Origin of the sequence: Bacillus sp. J14TS2, from assembly GCF_018333015.1 — a bacterium.
In the GTDB taxonomy this organism is placed as follows: Bacteria; Bacillota; Bacilli; order Bacillales; family Bacillaceae_C; genus Lederbergia.
Map to the genome: position 1 here is coordinate 32,125 of NZ_BORE01000010.1, position 15,027 is coordinate 47,151.

The following is a 15,027-nucleotide window of genomic DNA, read 5'->3' on the forward strand; positions in this document are numbered from 1 at the left end:
TAATCCAAACAAACCTTTTGCCTTATATAACTGCTATAATGTTTTTTAGGAGGTGTATTTCGTGGATGATAAAAGTCTCTCGAAGAAGCTTGATGATACATTGAAAAAATGGGATTACAATGGGACAGTATATGTTACACATAATGGTATTAAATTATTTGAAGGCGCTTACGGAATGGCTGATTTCGAAGAAAATATTGCAAATGAGATGGATTCAACATTTTCTATAGCCTCCATTACCAAACAGTTTACTGCTGCTTGCATAATGCTCTTATATGAGAAAAATATGTTGGATATTGAGGATACACTGGACAAGTTTTTACCAGAATATTCACACGCAAAAAAAATAACAATACGTCAGCTTATGAACATGGCATCTGGGATTCCCGACTATGTAAACGATGTTATAGAGGAACGGATGCATGAAGAAAAAAAGACTACAACACTCTCCCCTCGTGATTTCTATATATATAGCGAACAGAGCTCAGCGGAATATTTTACAACGATGAGTGTTTTATCTCTCGTAAACGAATTGCCACTGCAGTTTACGCCTGGAGAAAAAATGCAATACTCCAATACTAACTATTTCTTTTTAGATAGAGTAATCAAACGTATCAGCGGTATATCCACCGGCGAATTTATGAAAGAATACATCTTCAAGCCTTTGGGTATGACCCATACTTGTGTTGGATCACAGCACTCTACAGCAGTTAGCTACGATTATTTCGAAGGGGAAAGAGTGTGGCTTGGACGAGGCAAACTTTCTGCAGGTGATGGAAGTATTGTTACTACAGCAGAGGATTTATCACTGTGGCTTAATGCGGTATTGGATGGGCGAATACTGAAAGAAAGTAGCTGGCAGCTGGTCTTTGAAATGTTTAATCATTCATATGGCTTTGGTTGGCAAATGGACGGGATTTGGTATCATCACGATGGTGGGAATTTAGGGTATCAGTCCTATGTCTATATATCTTTTGAAAAGAAGTTGGCCATTGCAATGACTGCCAATATCCCAGGCGGAGGTCGTGCAGGTGAATCGATTTTTTATAAATTTCAAGTAAAGGCACCGACAACAGGTCAAGTTAGAATGAAACTTGGTCAGATGAACTCAGGGGCTGCATTCAATCTGTACACAATTGACATTTACGATGATTCAACAAAAACGCTCCTTGCCTCCATCGGCAGGAATTCTGTGTTGGAAGAAAAAGTTCTCTGGGCTCTTAAAAATGAAGGGGAGAATGCTGAAGCAGAGACATTTAGTGTAAATGAAGAGCACATCTATTCCTTAGATTTAAAGCAAGTACTTGGTGAAAAATTCTCATCAGATGCTACCTATCGTATAGAGGCCAGCGTAAGTTCGACTGAATATACCATTGTTAATGCCAGCTATCAATCAGATCAAGATAAAGTGTGGGTTGAGGCTATGGGTATTTATATCGGGGCTGACTTAATAGAAGAAAAACTCCCAAAAATTCTGCAAGAGGAATTCACTTTTTCAAACACTAGTATTTAATAATAGCAGATTCATTATCCCATCAAAAACCTACAATTCCTTATAATACCAAGGTCTTGTAGGTTTTTGATTTTAGTTTCAGTATATATATTAGCTGTTAAGTGACTTATACATAGCATCCAAAAGACGAGAGGTATTGTCACATTTGTATTCCCAGAACATGATACCGCCAAGTCCTTCACGACTTGTATATGTACATTTGTGTTGAATCGATTCTTCGTCATCATAGGTAATAAAGGTACTCCCATCAAAAAGATATGGTGCCTTAGCTTCGTCATCCCAAAAACGAGTAAATCCATTCACGTTTATATAATCAGCTGATAGTTGAGTAAAGTCTGGGCCATATCCCCCTGATCCTGTTGTCATTTGATGCAGTCCGTTATTTTTATCAGGTACATCCTTCCACATACGAGAATAAAATGCAGCCCCAATTACAATTTTTTCCCGTGGAACGCCCGCCTGCATAAATAAATGAACAGATTGCTGTACACTAATTCTGAAAAGATCTCCAGTTGGCGTATATAAATTCGTATGATGCCCTGTTAACGTTTGGAAGCCCCCACGCATGTCATATGTCATTAGCTGAACATAATCTAAATACTTTTGGACTTCCCTCATCTCAGTTCCATCGATGTAATACTGATCAGCCCCCGCTGCAATCGTCAGTAGATAATATTTTCCTTTTTCTTGCTCGAGATCATTTAATGCCTCACGAATCCCTTTCAATAAATACGTAAAGTTTTCTTTATCAGCTGGTGAGGAATGAATGCCTGCTTCCCCATAACAAGGATATTCCCAGTCAAGATCAATTCCATCAAAATCATGTTCCTTGAGGATTTGAACAGCGCTTTCAGCCATAAGCCTTCTTCCATCAGCAGTGGAAGCTGCTTCTGAAAACCCTCCAGCACTCCATCCACCAACAGACAGTAATATGGTGAGATTCGGATTGATAGTCTTTAATTCTGCAAGACGGTCTAGATTTTTCAAATGATCAATTCGAATTTCATCTTTTATAACATGACCAAACGCTACATTTAAATGAGTTAATTTTAAAGCGTCTTCAGTATCGATGCTAGACAAAGAACCGTCTCCAGCATACCCCACTATTTTATATTTTTTCTCCATTTGAATTCCCCTTCCATCATTTTGTGTTTGAATCTAAGGTGCGAATTTTAATATTGCGGAATTCAGCATAGCCGCCATGATCTTGTAATCCGATATGGCCTAAACGTGGACGATCACGCCAAGCATATGTAAACTTATTATCTGTTCCGTCCGGATTTTTCCCGGCAACAGACCATTGGTCAATATCCGCTTCAACAACCATTGTGCCATTTAATGTAAGCTGGATCAGATTACGGTCACACTTAATTATCACTTCATTCCATTCCCCGGCTTGATGAACCGCATTCGAAGTAGGTGCGACAAGATCGTATAGTGCACCTGAGCTATTCTTGACCATCTCCTTCTGATCGAAGGTATCCCAAATCTGCATCTCTAGACCAGTATTCACAGGGTCCTCCAGATCCGTCCATCTAAAAAAAACACCACTGTTGACACCAGGTTCTGTTCGATATTCTAATTGCAAAATAAAATCCTCAAACTGGTCAGTCGTATACAAATAACCATTCGTCTCTCCCTTACAAATGATCAATCCATTGTGCGCCAGCCAACCTTCTGGATCACTGGTTGCAGCCCAGCCGTTTAATGTTTGGCCATCAAACAATAAGCTGTATCCTTGTTTTTTTTCTGCTTCACTTAAACTATTCAAACTAATTCCTCCTATTTTATATCCTCGGAAGAACCTTCACCATCTAAGTCACATTTTCCTGCTTATTTGATTAAAAAGATCCTGTAAATTTCTTCGTTGGCTTTTTCTCCCATTGAGGAAGAAAGTACTTTTCAGGGGCGACACTAATTCAAGAATCATCTATAGGGCGAGGAAGGATAAATTACAAACAACTCGTCACCCCATTTTTGAAAGATTACATTAAGTATAACTAATAATCTGACCATTTTGAATAAGAAACTTCATTTCAAGCATATAAAAGAAGCAGACTAAGTCGTTATATAAATTAGTCTGCTTCTGCATGCTATATTCCCTTCTCTTTCAAATTCACAACCGGCATTCTATGACTGAATGTACAAGTCTATTTCGTTTCCCTCCACTTTAAATCTTTTCATATCTGGTTTCCGGTCAAAATGTATTTCATTCAAGATTAGATTGTTATGCACAAATTCATCATATTCCATCAGTACTTTTTCCAATTGCGAGTCTGTCTGCACAAATAGGTCTACGCGTAAATCAACAGGAAGCTCCAGTTCTTTCCGATATGTTTGAACAGCCCGAATAAATTCCCTGACCAACCCTTCCTCTTTTAATTCTTGTGTTAATCGTGTATCTAATAGGACAATGAATTGACTTCCTTCACCTAATTCAAAACCACCTCTTCCCTTTTTCTCGATGTTTACATCAGCTGTTGTTAAAGTGACAGTTTCACCAGATTGCAGTATGAATGAGATTTCTTTTTCTTTGAGTAATTTTGCCTTTTCGGCCTCTTGCAACTCACTAACTTTGTTTTTCACTTCACCAATTGCTTTGCCAAATTTTGGTCCAGCGACAGCAAAATTTAATTTTAGATCAAACTGGATTATACCTTGATCATCAGCTCGAAATTCTATTTCTTTTATATTGACTTCTTCTTTTATAATGGACGAATAACGTTGGAGCCCAGTTAAAGGAACTGCCTCTTGTGGCACCACCAGCAATTTCGCTAATGGTTGCTTTGTTTTGATTCCCACTTCATTACGAAGCGATCTAGTCAGCTCTACGATTTGTAAAACCGCAGCCATTTCCTGTTCTAATTGTTCGTTTATAAGATTTTCATCTGCTTGTGGATAATCTGATAAATGTACGCTGTCACCAACTAAATTGGAGTAGATATCTTCTGTCACAAACGGTGTATATGGTGCCATTAGTTGGCTGAGCTTTGTTAAAACACTAAATAAAGTGCTGAAGGCCGCTCTTTTATCTTCAGTCATTCCACTGCTCCAAAAACGTTGTCTGGATCGTCGTACATACCAATTGCTAAGATCATCGAGAAACAATGAAATCGATCTTGCCCCTTTCGTGATATCGTAATCCTCTAAGCTTTGTCTCACTTCGCTGATCACCGTGTGTAATCGCGACAAAATCCAATCATCAAGCATCGTGCGACTTCCACCCAAGTCACTTGCAGGTTTAAAGTGGTCGATTTCCGCATACAGTGAATAAAAGGAATACACATTTTGGAGTGTATCTACCACTTTTGATTTTGCATGACTAACTGTTTTTTTGGAAAAGCGTTTATTATGCCATGGTGAACTATCCGCTAACAATGCCCATCTTAACGAATCCGCACCAAACTCATTGATCAGTTCCACAGGATTTAAAGCATTCCCCTTACTCTTGGACATTTTTTGTCCATTTTCATCTAAAATATGCCCTAAAGAAAGAGCTCGTTTATAGGGTGATTGCCCTGTAAATAAAGTAGATACAGCTAATAAACTGTAGAACCAGCCTCTTGTTTGGTCGACCCCTTCAATCACAACATCAGCAGGAAATTGCTTTTTAAATAAATCCTTATTTTCAAATGGATAATGGTATTGAGCAAATGGCATTGATCCACTATCAAACCATACATCAATTACTTCACTTGTTCTATGCATTTTGCCACCACAGGAACAAGTAAATTGCACTTGATCCATATACGGTTTATGCAATTCGATGTTTTCTGGAAGCTCGTGTGTGGAAAACTCTCTTAATTCCTTCACGGAATGCGGAGCTTTTTCTTGCCCGCATTCTTGACAAATCCATACATTCAATGGAGTACCCCAATATCTATTTCTACCGATATTCCAATCCACCATATTTTCTAAAAAGTTTCCAAACCTACCATCCTTCATATGAGCAGGAAACCACTCAACCCCCTGATTATTGGATTGCATGTTTTCTTTGACAGCTGTAGTCTTAATAAACCAGCCTTCCATTGCATAATAAAGAAGTGGACTGTCACACCGCCAACAATGGGGATAACTATGTTCATATTTTTGTTTATCAAACAAGAGATTTTGTTTAGATAGCATCTTGATGATGTCCACATCACAATCTTTTACAAATCGGCCCGCAAGTGGTGTTACGTCTTCTTTATAACGGCCTTTCGTATCAACCACATTCACGTAATCAAACTGATTCTCCTGCACCGCCTTGTAATCGTCTTCCCCATGGGCAGGAGCAATATGCACAACCCCTGTTCCACTTGTCTCTGTCACAAAATCTGCACCGAGAACTTTATAACCATTTGCTACCGGCACATAATGGAATGGCGGCTCGTAAGCAAGACCGATTAAATCTTTTCCCTTCATCACATTGAGGATTTCATAATCCTCTTTCATTACTACTGGAGCCAGAGACTCTGCGAGAATAAATTGCTCTGTTCCTTGTCTCACTCGTACATAATTCATCTCTGGATTAACAGCCAAGGCTACATTCCCTGGCAATGTCCAAGGTGTTGTCGTCCATCCTAACAGATATTCATTCACTGTTCCTTTTAAACGAAATTTGGCAGTAGCGGATAAATCCGAAACATCCTTATATCCTTGGGCCACTTCATGGGAACTTAGAGATGTCTCACATTGAGGGCAATACGGCACAACCCGATGACCCTTATACAAATAACCTTTTTCATGGATCGTAGACAATATATTCCAGACAGATTCAATATAATCATTATTCAAAGTGATATACGGGTTCTCCATATCAACCCAATACCCAAGCGCTTCCGTAAACTGTTTCCATTCGTTTTCATAGGCAAAAACACTATCTTTACATTTCTGAATGAAATTCTCTATCCCGTACTGTTCAATTTGCTCCTTTCCGCGAATATTTAACTGTTTTTCAACCTCTAATTCAACAGGTAAACCATGCGTATCCCACCCCGCCTTTCTCAGCACCTGATACCCTGCCATGGTTTTGTATCTTGCGACAAAGTCCTTGATCGTGCGGCCAAGCGCATGCCCCGCATGTGGTAAGCCATTGGCCGTTGGCGGACCTTCATAAAAAACAAATGTGTCTTTTCCTTCACGATTGGCAATGGAACGCCCAAACGTCCCTGCTTTTTCCCATTCTTTCCGAATGCGTATTTCCATTTCGACATTGGCTTCTTTCACTTTGTTCACCTCATTTTTATAAGAAAAGCGCAAGCGCCTTGGTCAGCCCCGACAAGCAAATGTTCTGAAACAAGAAAAGTCCGGTTTTGACTTTTATTGGCTCAGGTTATAGTAGAACATCGGCTAAGTGCGCGCCGTCCTGGCGCAACGCCGATGAACTCACATCCTGTGAGCTTCTCGGGGCTAGGAGCTGGAGCTAGATCCTAAACAAAAAACTCGACCCCTATACGCAGAGATCGAGTTTATATCTAAATATATATAATCTTCTTGAAAAAAATAAAAAAACCTTAGTAGTGGTTTTTTATCTGTCCATACACTACGTACCATCATACGTGTCCTGGGTATCGGTAGAATGCCGTCAAAGTTTAAATGACTTTCAACTTTGCTTCTCGGAGAGGATTTTCATTACGGTCTTACCGTTGACTTTCAGCACTTCGTCAACTCTCTGTAGATAAGATAAACATAACTACTCTTTCTCGTCATCAAATTTATTATGAAATTATTGATAATCATAACGAAGCTTTATGTAAAAGTCAAATAGTTCTTGAATTGTTTTCTTAAAGGTTCATGCAAAAAGTTGCATCTGAATTTCAGGTGCAACTTTTCTCTTTTTTATTTGAACTGGGCAAAGGCTACTAAAGAACCCTGATCACAAGATGCAAAGCCGATCTTTTCATAAAAATGCCTTACATCCATTGCTTCTTCTGTCAACAAAAACTTTTTGGCGAACATGGTGATATTTTTGTAAAATCCGTTGCATCAGCTGGGTTGCAATCCCCTGGTTTTGATAAGCCTCTAATACAAGGATGTCCTGAATATAGAGGATCGTTAGCCCGTCCCCTACCACACGAACGAGTCCCACTAATTCATCACAATCCCAAACCGTTAGTACATCTAATGATTGAGATACAGCTTGTTGTAAAACAGCTAGATCTTGTGTATACGCGTACCATTGTACATCATTATACAACGCTTCTAATTGTTTAATCTGGATGTTTTTCTCATATTTAAAATGTAAGTTCATGTATGCTCCTCCTCAAATTTGTTTTAATTTGAAGAGTTATTCCACAATTTCTCCACTGTCTTATGCCTCCTTTCAGTAAATTTATATATTCCCCATCTGCTAGATGCCCTGAGATAGGAGACACTGATCTTGATTTCATTTATTGGCAGATACCTTTCCCCATACACTTTCAGCAATTTGAATCATATGTTTGATCTTATTCCATTGTTCCTCTTCTGTTAAAACATTTCCCTCCTCTGAGCTAGCAAATCCACATTGTGGGCTTATAGCTAAGTTTTCTAAGGGAATAAATTGACTTGCTTCTGTAATTTTTTCTTTTATTATCAAGGGATCTTCCAATTCCGGAAATTTAGATGTAATTAAACCAAGAACAATTTCAACATCTCGACGTTTTATATGTCTTAATGGCTCGAAACCGCCGCTGCGTTCATCATCATATTCTAAAAAGAATCCATCATAATGTAATCGATCAAAAATAGGTGTGACATACGCGTAATCACCATCTGTATGTAAGTGATTTGAGCGGAAGTTTCCACGGCACATATGGACAGTCGTTATTAAATCTTCTGGTTTATCCTGTAAAGCATCATTCGTTGTTTTAACGATTAGGTCTAAGATCTCGTCCTTACTTAATCCCGTCGAATCCATCATACGTTTGGTAAAGGTCGGATCGTTAAATGCAGTAAAAGTCGTGTCATCAATTTGTATATAACGACAACCCGCATCATATAAAGCACTCACCACTTCTCGATATGCAACACTTAAGTCATGAAACATATCGACTGGATTTGAATAGATTTCTTTCTCTCTTTCATTAATGGAACGATACATAATCACACTTGGTGCTGGAATGGCAAATTTTGCAACTTGTGTTCCATCGCCATACTTATCTACAGCTTTCTTCAAGAATTTGAAGTGTTCAATCATGTAATGATGGTTATTTTTAATTTTATCTGTGACAACAATGGTAATTGGTTTTGGTTTATTCCCACCACCAAATGTTGCTTTTCTCTCATTTTTAATTAATTCAATTCCTTCAAAACCCGAAAAGAAATCATGGTGCCAAATAATGCGTCTAAACTCACCATCAGTGATTGTTTTTAAGCCTGCCTCAATTTGTTTTTGTACAAGTTTTTCAATTTCACGATCTTCTACTTCTTGTAAGGAGGCTTTATCAATTTCCCCTTTTGCAAAAGCTGCTCTTGCTTGTTTGATAGATTCCGTTCTTAAAAAGCTCCCTACATGGTCACCTTTCAAGGGTAATTTGTTTGTCATCAATAGCCATTCTCCCTTCCCCTAAAGCAAGAAGAGCAGTAGTTTCCGTCCACGATACTCTCCTTATTCGATGCAGGTTAAGTATAACATTGCTTAACCAATATTGTTCAAGATCTAAACTCTATACATTGCTATAACCTAAAACTATAGACCGTTCGTGAACATGTCTGCTAACATAAAACTGATTTTGATAAACACTTAATTCGACGCTAGCACACAGATGCAGTTGAATCTTAATATCTGACCAAAGTAATTGCAAATACAAACAGTTGAATAAAATGATGAGCATATTGGGTTTGCTTACTGGAGAAGAGATCCCATCTGAACGAATTACAAGTTTACTTGGGAGAATCGCTTTCGTCCCACCTGTTACTTAAAAAAGGGAAGATTCTCAGCTATTACATTCTCTATCTTCTGACCGTGAGCTTCAGTAAGTTCAGCAAGCCAGTTTTTTCCTTCCTCCGTCCCATTAAGAATGCTTTTCACCATTTGCGGATTGATTATTTGATTTGGTAAAAACAAGATTGAATTCACAGCCCAATACAATGAAAATAGCTCGAAGTCACCTTGTGTTGTTACCTGTTTGAGATATAAGTCAAAATACTTCTGAGCAAAAGGAATTCCTTTCAATGGCCGGCCTTCATATTCTACACCCGGCCATTTTAAATCAGCGACCGCGTTCAGCCACCAGGTGGGTTCAATCACTTCCTGCAATTTTTGAAGTACACTAAGCTCAAACGCCGGTTGAGGGTTGACGCGTTGATCCTGCAAGCAGGATTCCAGCGCTTCTACTTCGACAGCAGCCATTGTCATCCCTTGCCCATAAATAGGATCAAAATTGCATAATGCATCTCCAAGGACCAACAATCCAGACGGCCAATGTGGCATTTGCTCAAAACGATTACGAAATAATTCCTTTATCCGATACCCTCTAGGTGTTGTAATCGGTTCAAGCTTTTTCCAAATAGCAGTGACAATAGGATCTTTGAGATTCGCAACTGCCTGTTCATATTCTTCGGCATCCGTAGTTGGATAGTTACCACCCGCATTCCAAAGTAACATCTCTGCAATATTATTTTCAATCATGGCAAAGATCCCGGTATTTTCGCTTCTAACAGATTCTCCTTCTACATGAATAAGTGCCCATTTCTCAGCTAAATCAGATGGAATCTTATAATGACGGGTGCTATATCCAAGAGAGACTTTTAAAACATCTGGTTTTGGTATGACTTTTCCCAAGCCCTGAAGCCATTTTGCCAGTTTGGATTGTCGTCCACTTGTATCTACTACCATATCAGCTGTAATTACTTTCTCTTGATTAGACTGTCCTCGTTCTTTTACACAAATACCGGTAACGATTGTCTGCTCCTGATTCGTTTGTAAACCGATAACACTTTGTTTAGGTAGAAAACGAACATGCGAAATTTCCTTTATACGTCGACGTAATCCCCACTCTAGTAAAGCCCTACTACACATAACATCTTTTTCGCTGTTTGATGCACTCAAAATTCCATATGGATTGATAAATCGAAAGCTCTTGTTCTGTGATGTAGCCGCCCCTTGTGCAAGTAGATCATCGTTAAGACCTGGAAAGAGCTCCTCAATAATCATTTTCCCACGAGGTGTTAAACGATGCGGCTGAAATCCTTGCGGAACACCTGAACGATTTTCAGGCTTTTCAGGAAAATCATCTCTATCCACAATCAGCACCTCGTCATAATAATCTGAAAGCACTTTGGCCGCTAACAATCCCCCAATGCCCCCGCCAATAATAATTGCCCGTTCCGTGTTCCCTTTTGCAAGTGCAAAATTTGTATTTGTCATGATATCCCTCCCTTGAAATAAAAAACATATAACCAGATGGAGTAATCCTCCTTTAACTGAATATACCATATACTGTTTATTGCATACACAGTATATATCGTATACAATATTTTTGCAACAATACATTTAGCCATTTTTTGAAAAAAAAAAGGAATTTGTATCATAAAATCCTCTATTTAAAACATTTACCTTACCCAAATCACTGGATTGGAACGATATATTAAATTACGACTTTTTTTCTTTATTCGAAGACGTCAAAGGAATCAGTAAACACTGGAGGGAAAAACATGAAAGAAAAGATGGATGAGGGATTACCACGTGGTGTCGCACTTAGCTGGGGGCTTGGGAAACAACCGAAGAGAGGACCAAAAAGAGAATTGAGTATCGAGCAGATTGTGGAAGCCGCAATGGCGATTGCCGATAAAGAGGGATTATTGGCCGTATCTATGAATCGAGTCGCAACATCACTTGGTTTCACATCAATGTCGCTTTATCGATATATACCGAGTAAAGATGACTTACTGCTTCTTATGCAGGATGCGGCATGTGATATTCCAAACTCACTGAAAAAAAAGGATATAGATTGGCGAAAAAATCTTCGCAACTTCTTTCACGCGATCGTTGGGGTATACATAAAGCATCCATGGTTTGGTGATATTCCAATTTCAGGTGTTCCTAACACACCAAATAATCTTAAAGCTGTAGATTGGGCCCTTGGTGGCCTTCGCAACCTTCCCCTCAATGATCATGAGAAGATGGCCATTATATTGTTAATCAGTAATTATGCTCGCGGGTGTGGTATGATTCAACGGGATATGACCCAGGCAATTCAGGCAGGAGCCAGCCCCAGTACGCTTAGTGGCCAAGAATATAGCAGTGCACTTAAACAATTGGTTACAAGCGAACACTTCCCAAATTTGCAGCCCATCATTGCATCTGGGGTCTATACAGACGAGAACAATGAAAATAACAATGTTGGGAATGATCTTGATTTTGGGTTAGAACGGATATTAGATGGAATTGAGCACTATCTTCAATTAAAAGGGGAAAAGTCAAAAAATGAATAAAGTGAAACTTCATTCATTTGGGGTTTTATTGCCAGTTAATTCGGGATAAATGGGACTGTCCTCATAGACATCAAGCTACTCTGAAAAATAATTAGACGGCTTAATAACGCCATTTTGTGTTAAGCCGCCTTTCCTCTCTCTCGCAACTATATAGCAACCAAAAAGATTATAAGCAATCGGGTAAATAATATTTATACATTTCGATGGGATCATTGTGTTTTTTTAAAACAGCAATCGTTTCTGGATGAGGACTTGTATAAATATGAGGGTAGTCCTTTTCTCCAAACTCCTTTCGAACCGGAAAAGCTAATTTCTCTTCTGCAATTGAAAACTGGGACTGAATCCCCTTTTTATTTCCACGTGCATCTAATCTCACCCATTTCTTAAGTGATCGGAAATAAACCACATTTACGGCATGGATACAATACCCATCTTTAGGTGTATCAAATACTGTCAATCGTTGATAACAAAAACCGGCAGGGATGCCTTGAGAGCGTAATAAAGATGCTAATAAGTGCGATTTTGCATAACAAATCCCCTCCTTCTCAGCCAGTACCTCTGATGCCTTGCATGTAACTTTTTCACTTTGAATATCCCATGAATGTGAGATTTCATCACGAACAAAAGCAAATGCGATTTCCGCTTTTTCAATTTCAGTTTGTGAAGAATGGAAAAGCTCGTTTGCTTTTGTGCAAATAAGTGGATGAGAAAAGTCAACTTCAGCTGTTTCTAGTAAATAATCAGCTAATTTTTCAGATTCACAAACTAAATTCATGAAATTTACCATCCTTTTTTGAATAAAAATTAATTATTTTGTATCATTATACACTAAATGCAAAACAAATCTACTGTTCAATGAAATACCTTTATAAAAACTTCCATCCGAGCATTTACAAGTATAAAGGGACTTTTCCTATTTCAGTACTTCTTTTCCATAATTTAATAGATTTACTGGCTGAGGGCCGGCAATTCGATCAACGGAAATGGTTGCCTACAATAATTGCAATTAATTTATAAAGAATCAGCTACCCAACTATCTAACATTTCGATATTCATTTCTCCCTCAAACGATTTTATTACGTTCCCATCACGATCAATAAGAAAACTGGCTGGCATTCGATAAACATTGTAGATATCTTTTACAGAATTATTTTTATCTAGAGCAATTGGAAGATTAATATCAAGTGTCGTCATAAAGGGTTCTATTTGTACTTCAGACTGTCCCATATTTATAGCGACAACTTCAAAACCATCGTCTTTATACTGTTCATAAACCTTCTGTATAGCAGGCATTTCATCTTTACATGGCTTACACCAGGTTCCCCAAAAATTAACCAGCACAACATTTCCTTTAAGCTTGGATAATTCTACTGGGTCACCACCACCGATAGTTTCCAATTTAAAATTAGGCGCCGTTTCACCAAGCTCTACTCCCTCTGCCTCTTTTTTGAGTACACTATTATATAATGTAAATCCAATTAATAAAATTAGTATACTAAGAATAGTGGTCCGCATAAATAATCGTTTATTCTTTTTCAATTGTCCTCCCCCTCACTCCTAAAGTCTAAAATCCAGTAAATCCTCCAAAGAAAGGTGTTAGATAAGAGATGATGTTCGTCATCCAATCAAAATATAAAACAATCCCCATAACGATCATTAAATAGCCGGCAATTTTTAAAATGATTCCGTTGTGTTTTCTGATCCACTTTAATTTTCCAACAAAAAAGGAAAGAGCAAAGAAGGGAATGGAAAAACCTAGAGTATAAGCCGTCATATAAATCAAACCCGAACCTGGATTGGCTCCTGCTAGAAGAATCACTGACCCAAGAATCGGACCTGTACAAGGTGTCCAGCCGGCCGCAAATGCGATTCCAATAAGAAAGGTGCCCAATAAACCAGCAGGTCGGTTTTTAAATTCCATTTTATGATTGGACATTAGCCAAGTTGGTTTGATAATTCCAACGATCATCAATCCAAACAGAATAATAAAAATTGCCCCTATTTGCCTGATTAGGTTATGATAGTCTTTAAAAAATTGGCCAATAGCTGAAGCGGTAAAACCTAAAGCAATAAACACAACCGCAAACCCCAAAAGGAAAAATACTGTATGTAGCATGCTCCTTCTTTGGAGCATAGCATTTTCATTTGTGATTTCTCTTACCGACATGCCAGTGATATAAGAAAGGAAAGCAGGATATAATGGAAGCGTACAAGGAGAAATAAAACTAAGAAATCCTGCACCTAATGTAAGGAATATATTGATGTCATTCATTTGGATACAACAACTCCCTGTTTATGTTAATGAATTGTATGTGAAAGTTGATAATTTAATAGCGCTTACAATTATCCATTACAGAGCTAATACTCGCACTTAGAAAGTTATTCTGTATAACCTAAAACAATCCCAGTGATATCTTGATTTTTTATAACGCTCATTTTTCCACGCATCCAATCATCATCAATAAAATAATACTCATCACTGGCTAATTTTATTTGATCCATATCCGTATCAAAATATTCTTTCATTCCATTTTTATTGTATTGATTCTCGGCCTCATCCATCATCTCAAAATACTGAACCTTATCTCGGCCTAACCGATGAGCGTCCCCGTAAAAGGTATCCAACTTTTGATTATTAATATACACTTGACCTTTCATTATTTTGATCTTCTCACCTGGAAGGGCAACGATTCTAGAGATAGCTTTTTCTTCATTGACAGTATGAAAGAAAATAACATCTCCTCTAGAAATTTTAGCGCCTTTAACTTGCGGTTCAATAACGAGCGGTTTTTCAGTGTAATCGTGATTTCCTCGGTCCATATTATCGTAATTATGTTGATAGATAAACATTGCTGGGTTTATGGTTACGATTGTAGCAATCTCTGGAGTTGTATGTTGATCTGTAAGTGAATCCGTAGACGTTTTTAAAGAACAAGCAGACAAAATCAATAATACAACAAAGGACAGTCCGATACGATTCATCAAATCCTCCCCTTTGTATATATTTTACACAATTAGTTGTAAGAACTTACTCATCTTATTGTCAGTATTTTGAACAATTCGAAATTCTATTTATAACAAGAAGGGGTAAAAGTCTTGGAGTAGGTATTTGTTTG

General features: G+C 38.1%; 12 protein-coding genes. 2 read left to right on the top strand and 10 right to left on the bottom strand.

Going from position 1 to position 15,027, the window contains the following annotated elements:
• The first annotated feature begins 61 nt into the window (after window positions 1-61).
• Window positions 62-1,513 carry a serine hydrolase domain-containing protein gene (locus KI375_RS15785; RefSeq protein WP_212974438.1) on the top strand — a complete coding sequence of 484 codons (1,452 nt, stop codon included), beginning with the start codon at window positions 62-64 and terminating at the stop codon, window positions 1,511-1,513.
• A 90-nt stretch (window positions 1,514-1,603) separates the two neighbouring features.
• Here the strand turns inward: KI375_RS15785 and KI375_RS15790 are convergent, their stop codons facing one another.
• From KI375_RS15790 to KI375_RS15815, 6 genes are all read right to left on the bottom strand, one after another.
• Window positions 1,604-2,638, bottom strand: a complete 1,035-nt coding sequence (locus KI375_RS15790; RefSeq protein WP_212974439.1) for a glycoside hydrolase family 18 protein — start codon at window positions 2,636-2,638, stop codon at window positions 1,604-1,606.
• Window positions 2,639-2,654: 16 nt separating this feature from the next.
• The gene (locus tag KI375_RS15795; RefSeq protein WP_212974440.1) at window positions 2,655-3,284 is read right to left on the bottom strand and encodes a 3-keto-disaccharide hydrolase; all 630 of its coding nucleotides are present in this window, start codon (window positions 3,282-3,284) and stop codon (window positions 2,655-2,657) included.
• A 359-nt stretch (window positions 3,285-3,643) separates the two neighbouring features.
• Complete coding sequence (ileS, locus tag KI375_RS15800; RefSeq protein WP_212974633.1) at window positions 3,644-6,700, bottom strand: isoleucine--tRNA ligase; 3,057 nt, start codon at window positions 6,698-6,700, stop codon at window positions 3,644-3,646.
• Between the two features lie 694 nt (window positions 6,701-7,394).
• Window positions 7,395-7,745 (bottom strand): GNAT family N-acetyltransferase, encoded by a 351-nt coding sequence (locus KI375_RS15805; RefSeq protein ID WP_244852722.1) that lies wholly within the window; start codon window positions 7,743-7,745, stop codon window positions 7,395-7,397.
• Window positions 7,746-7,880: 135 nt separating this feature from the next.
• Window positions 7,881-9,020, bottom strand: a complete 1,140-nt coding sequence (locus tag KI375_RS15810) for a 5-methyltetrahydropteroyltriglutamate--homocysteine S-methyltransferase (protein ID WP_212974441.1) — start codon at window positions 9,018-9,020, stop codon at window positions 7,881-7,883.
• Between the two features lie 369 nt (window positions 9,021-9,389).
• On the bottom strand, window positions 9,390-10,844 hold the full coding sequence (locus tag KI375_RS15815; RefSeq protein ID WP_212974442.1) for an NAD(P)/FAD-dependent oxidoreductase: 1,455 nt from the start codon (window positions 10,842-10,844) through the stop codon (window positions 9,390-9,392).
• A gap of 287 nt (window positions 10,845-11,131) precedes the next feature.
• On the opposite strand from KI375_RS15815, the gene KI375_RS15820 reads away from it, so the two are divergent.
• Window positions 11,132-11,911, top strand: coding sequence for a TetR/AcrR family transcriptional regulator (locus tag KI375_RS15820; protein ID WP_212974443.1), 780 nt, complete (start codon window positions 11,132-11,134; stop codon window positions 11,909-11,911).
• Window positions 11,912-12,077: 166 nt separating this feature from the next.
• Here KI375_RS15820 and KI375_RS15825 read toward each other — a convergent pair whose 3' ends face one another.
• The 4 genes from KI375_RS15825 to KI375_RS15840 all read right to left on the bottom strand — a co-directional run bounded on the left by KI375_RS15825 (window position 12,078) and on the right by KI375_RS15840 (window position 14,893).
• A complete protein-coding gene (locus KI375_RS15825; protein ID WP_212974444.1) occupies window positions 12,078-12,686 on the bottom strand; it encodes a transglutaminase-like domain-containing protein in 609 nt (202 codons plus the stop codon).
• A gap of 236 nt (window positions 12,687-12,922) precedes the next feature.
• Entirely contained in the window at window positions 12,923-13,450 is a 528-nt protein-coding gene (resA, locus tag KI375_RS15830) for a thiol-disulfide oxidoreductase ResA (RefSeq protein ID WP_212974445.1), read from the bottom strand.
• Window positions 13,451-13,475: 25 nt separating this feature from the next.
• A complete protein-coding gene (locus KI375_RS15835) occupies window positions 13,476-14,183 on the bottom strand; it encodes a cytochrome c biogenesis CcdA family protein (protein WP_212974446.1) in 708 nt (235 codons plus the stop codon).
• A gap of 107 nt (window positions 14,184-14,290) precedes the next feature.
• On the bottom strand, window positions 14,291-14,893 hold the full coding sequence (locus KI375_RS15840; protein ID WP_212974447.1) for a S26 family signal peptidase: 603 nt from the start codon (window positions 14,891-14,893) through the stop codon (window positions 14,291-14,293).
• Between the last annotated feature and the right edge of the window lie 134 nt (window positions 14,894-15,027).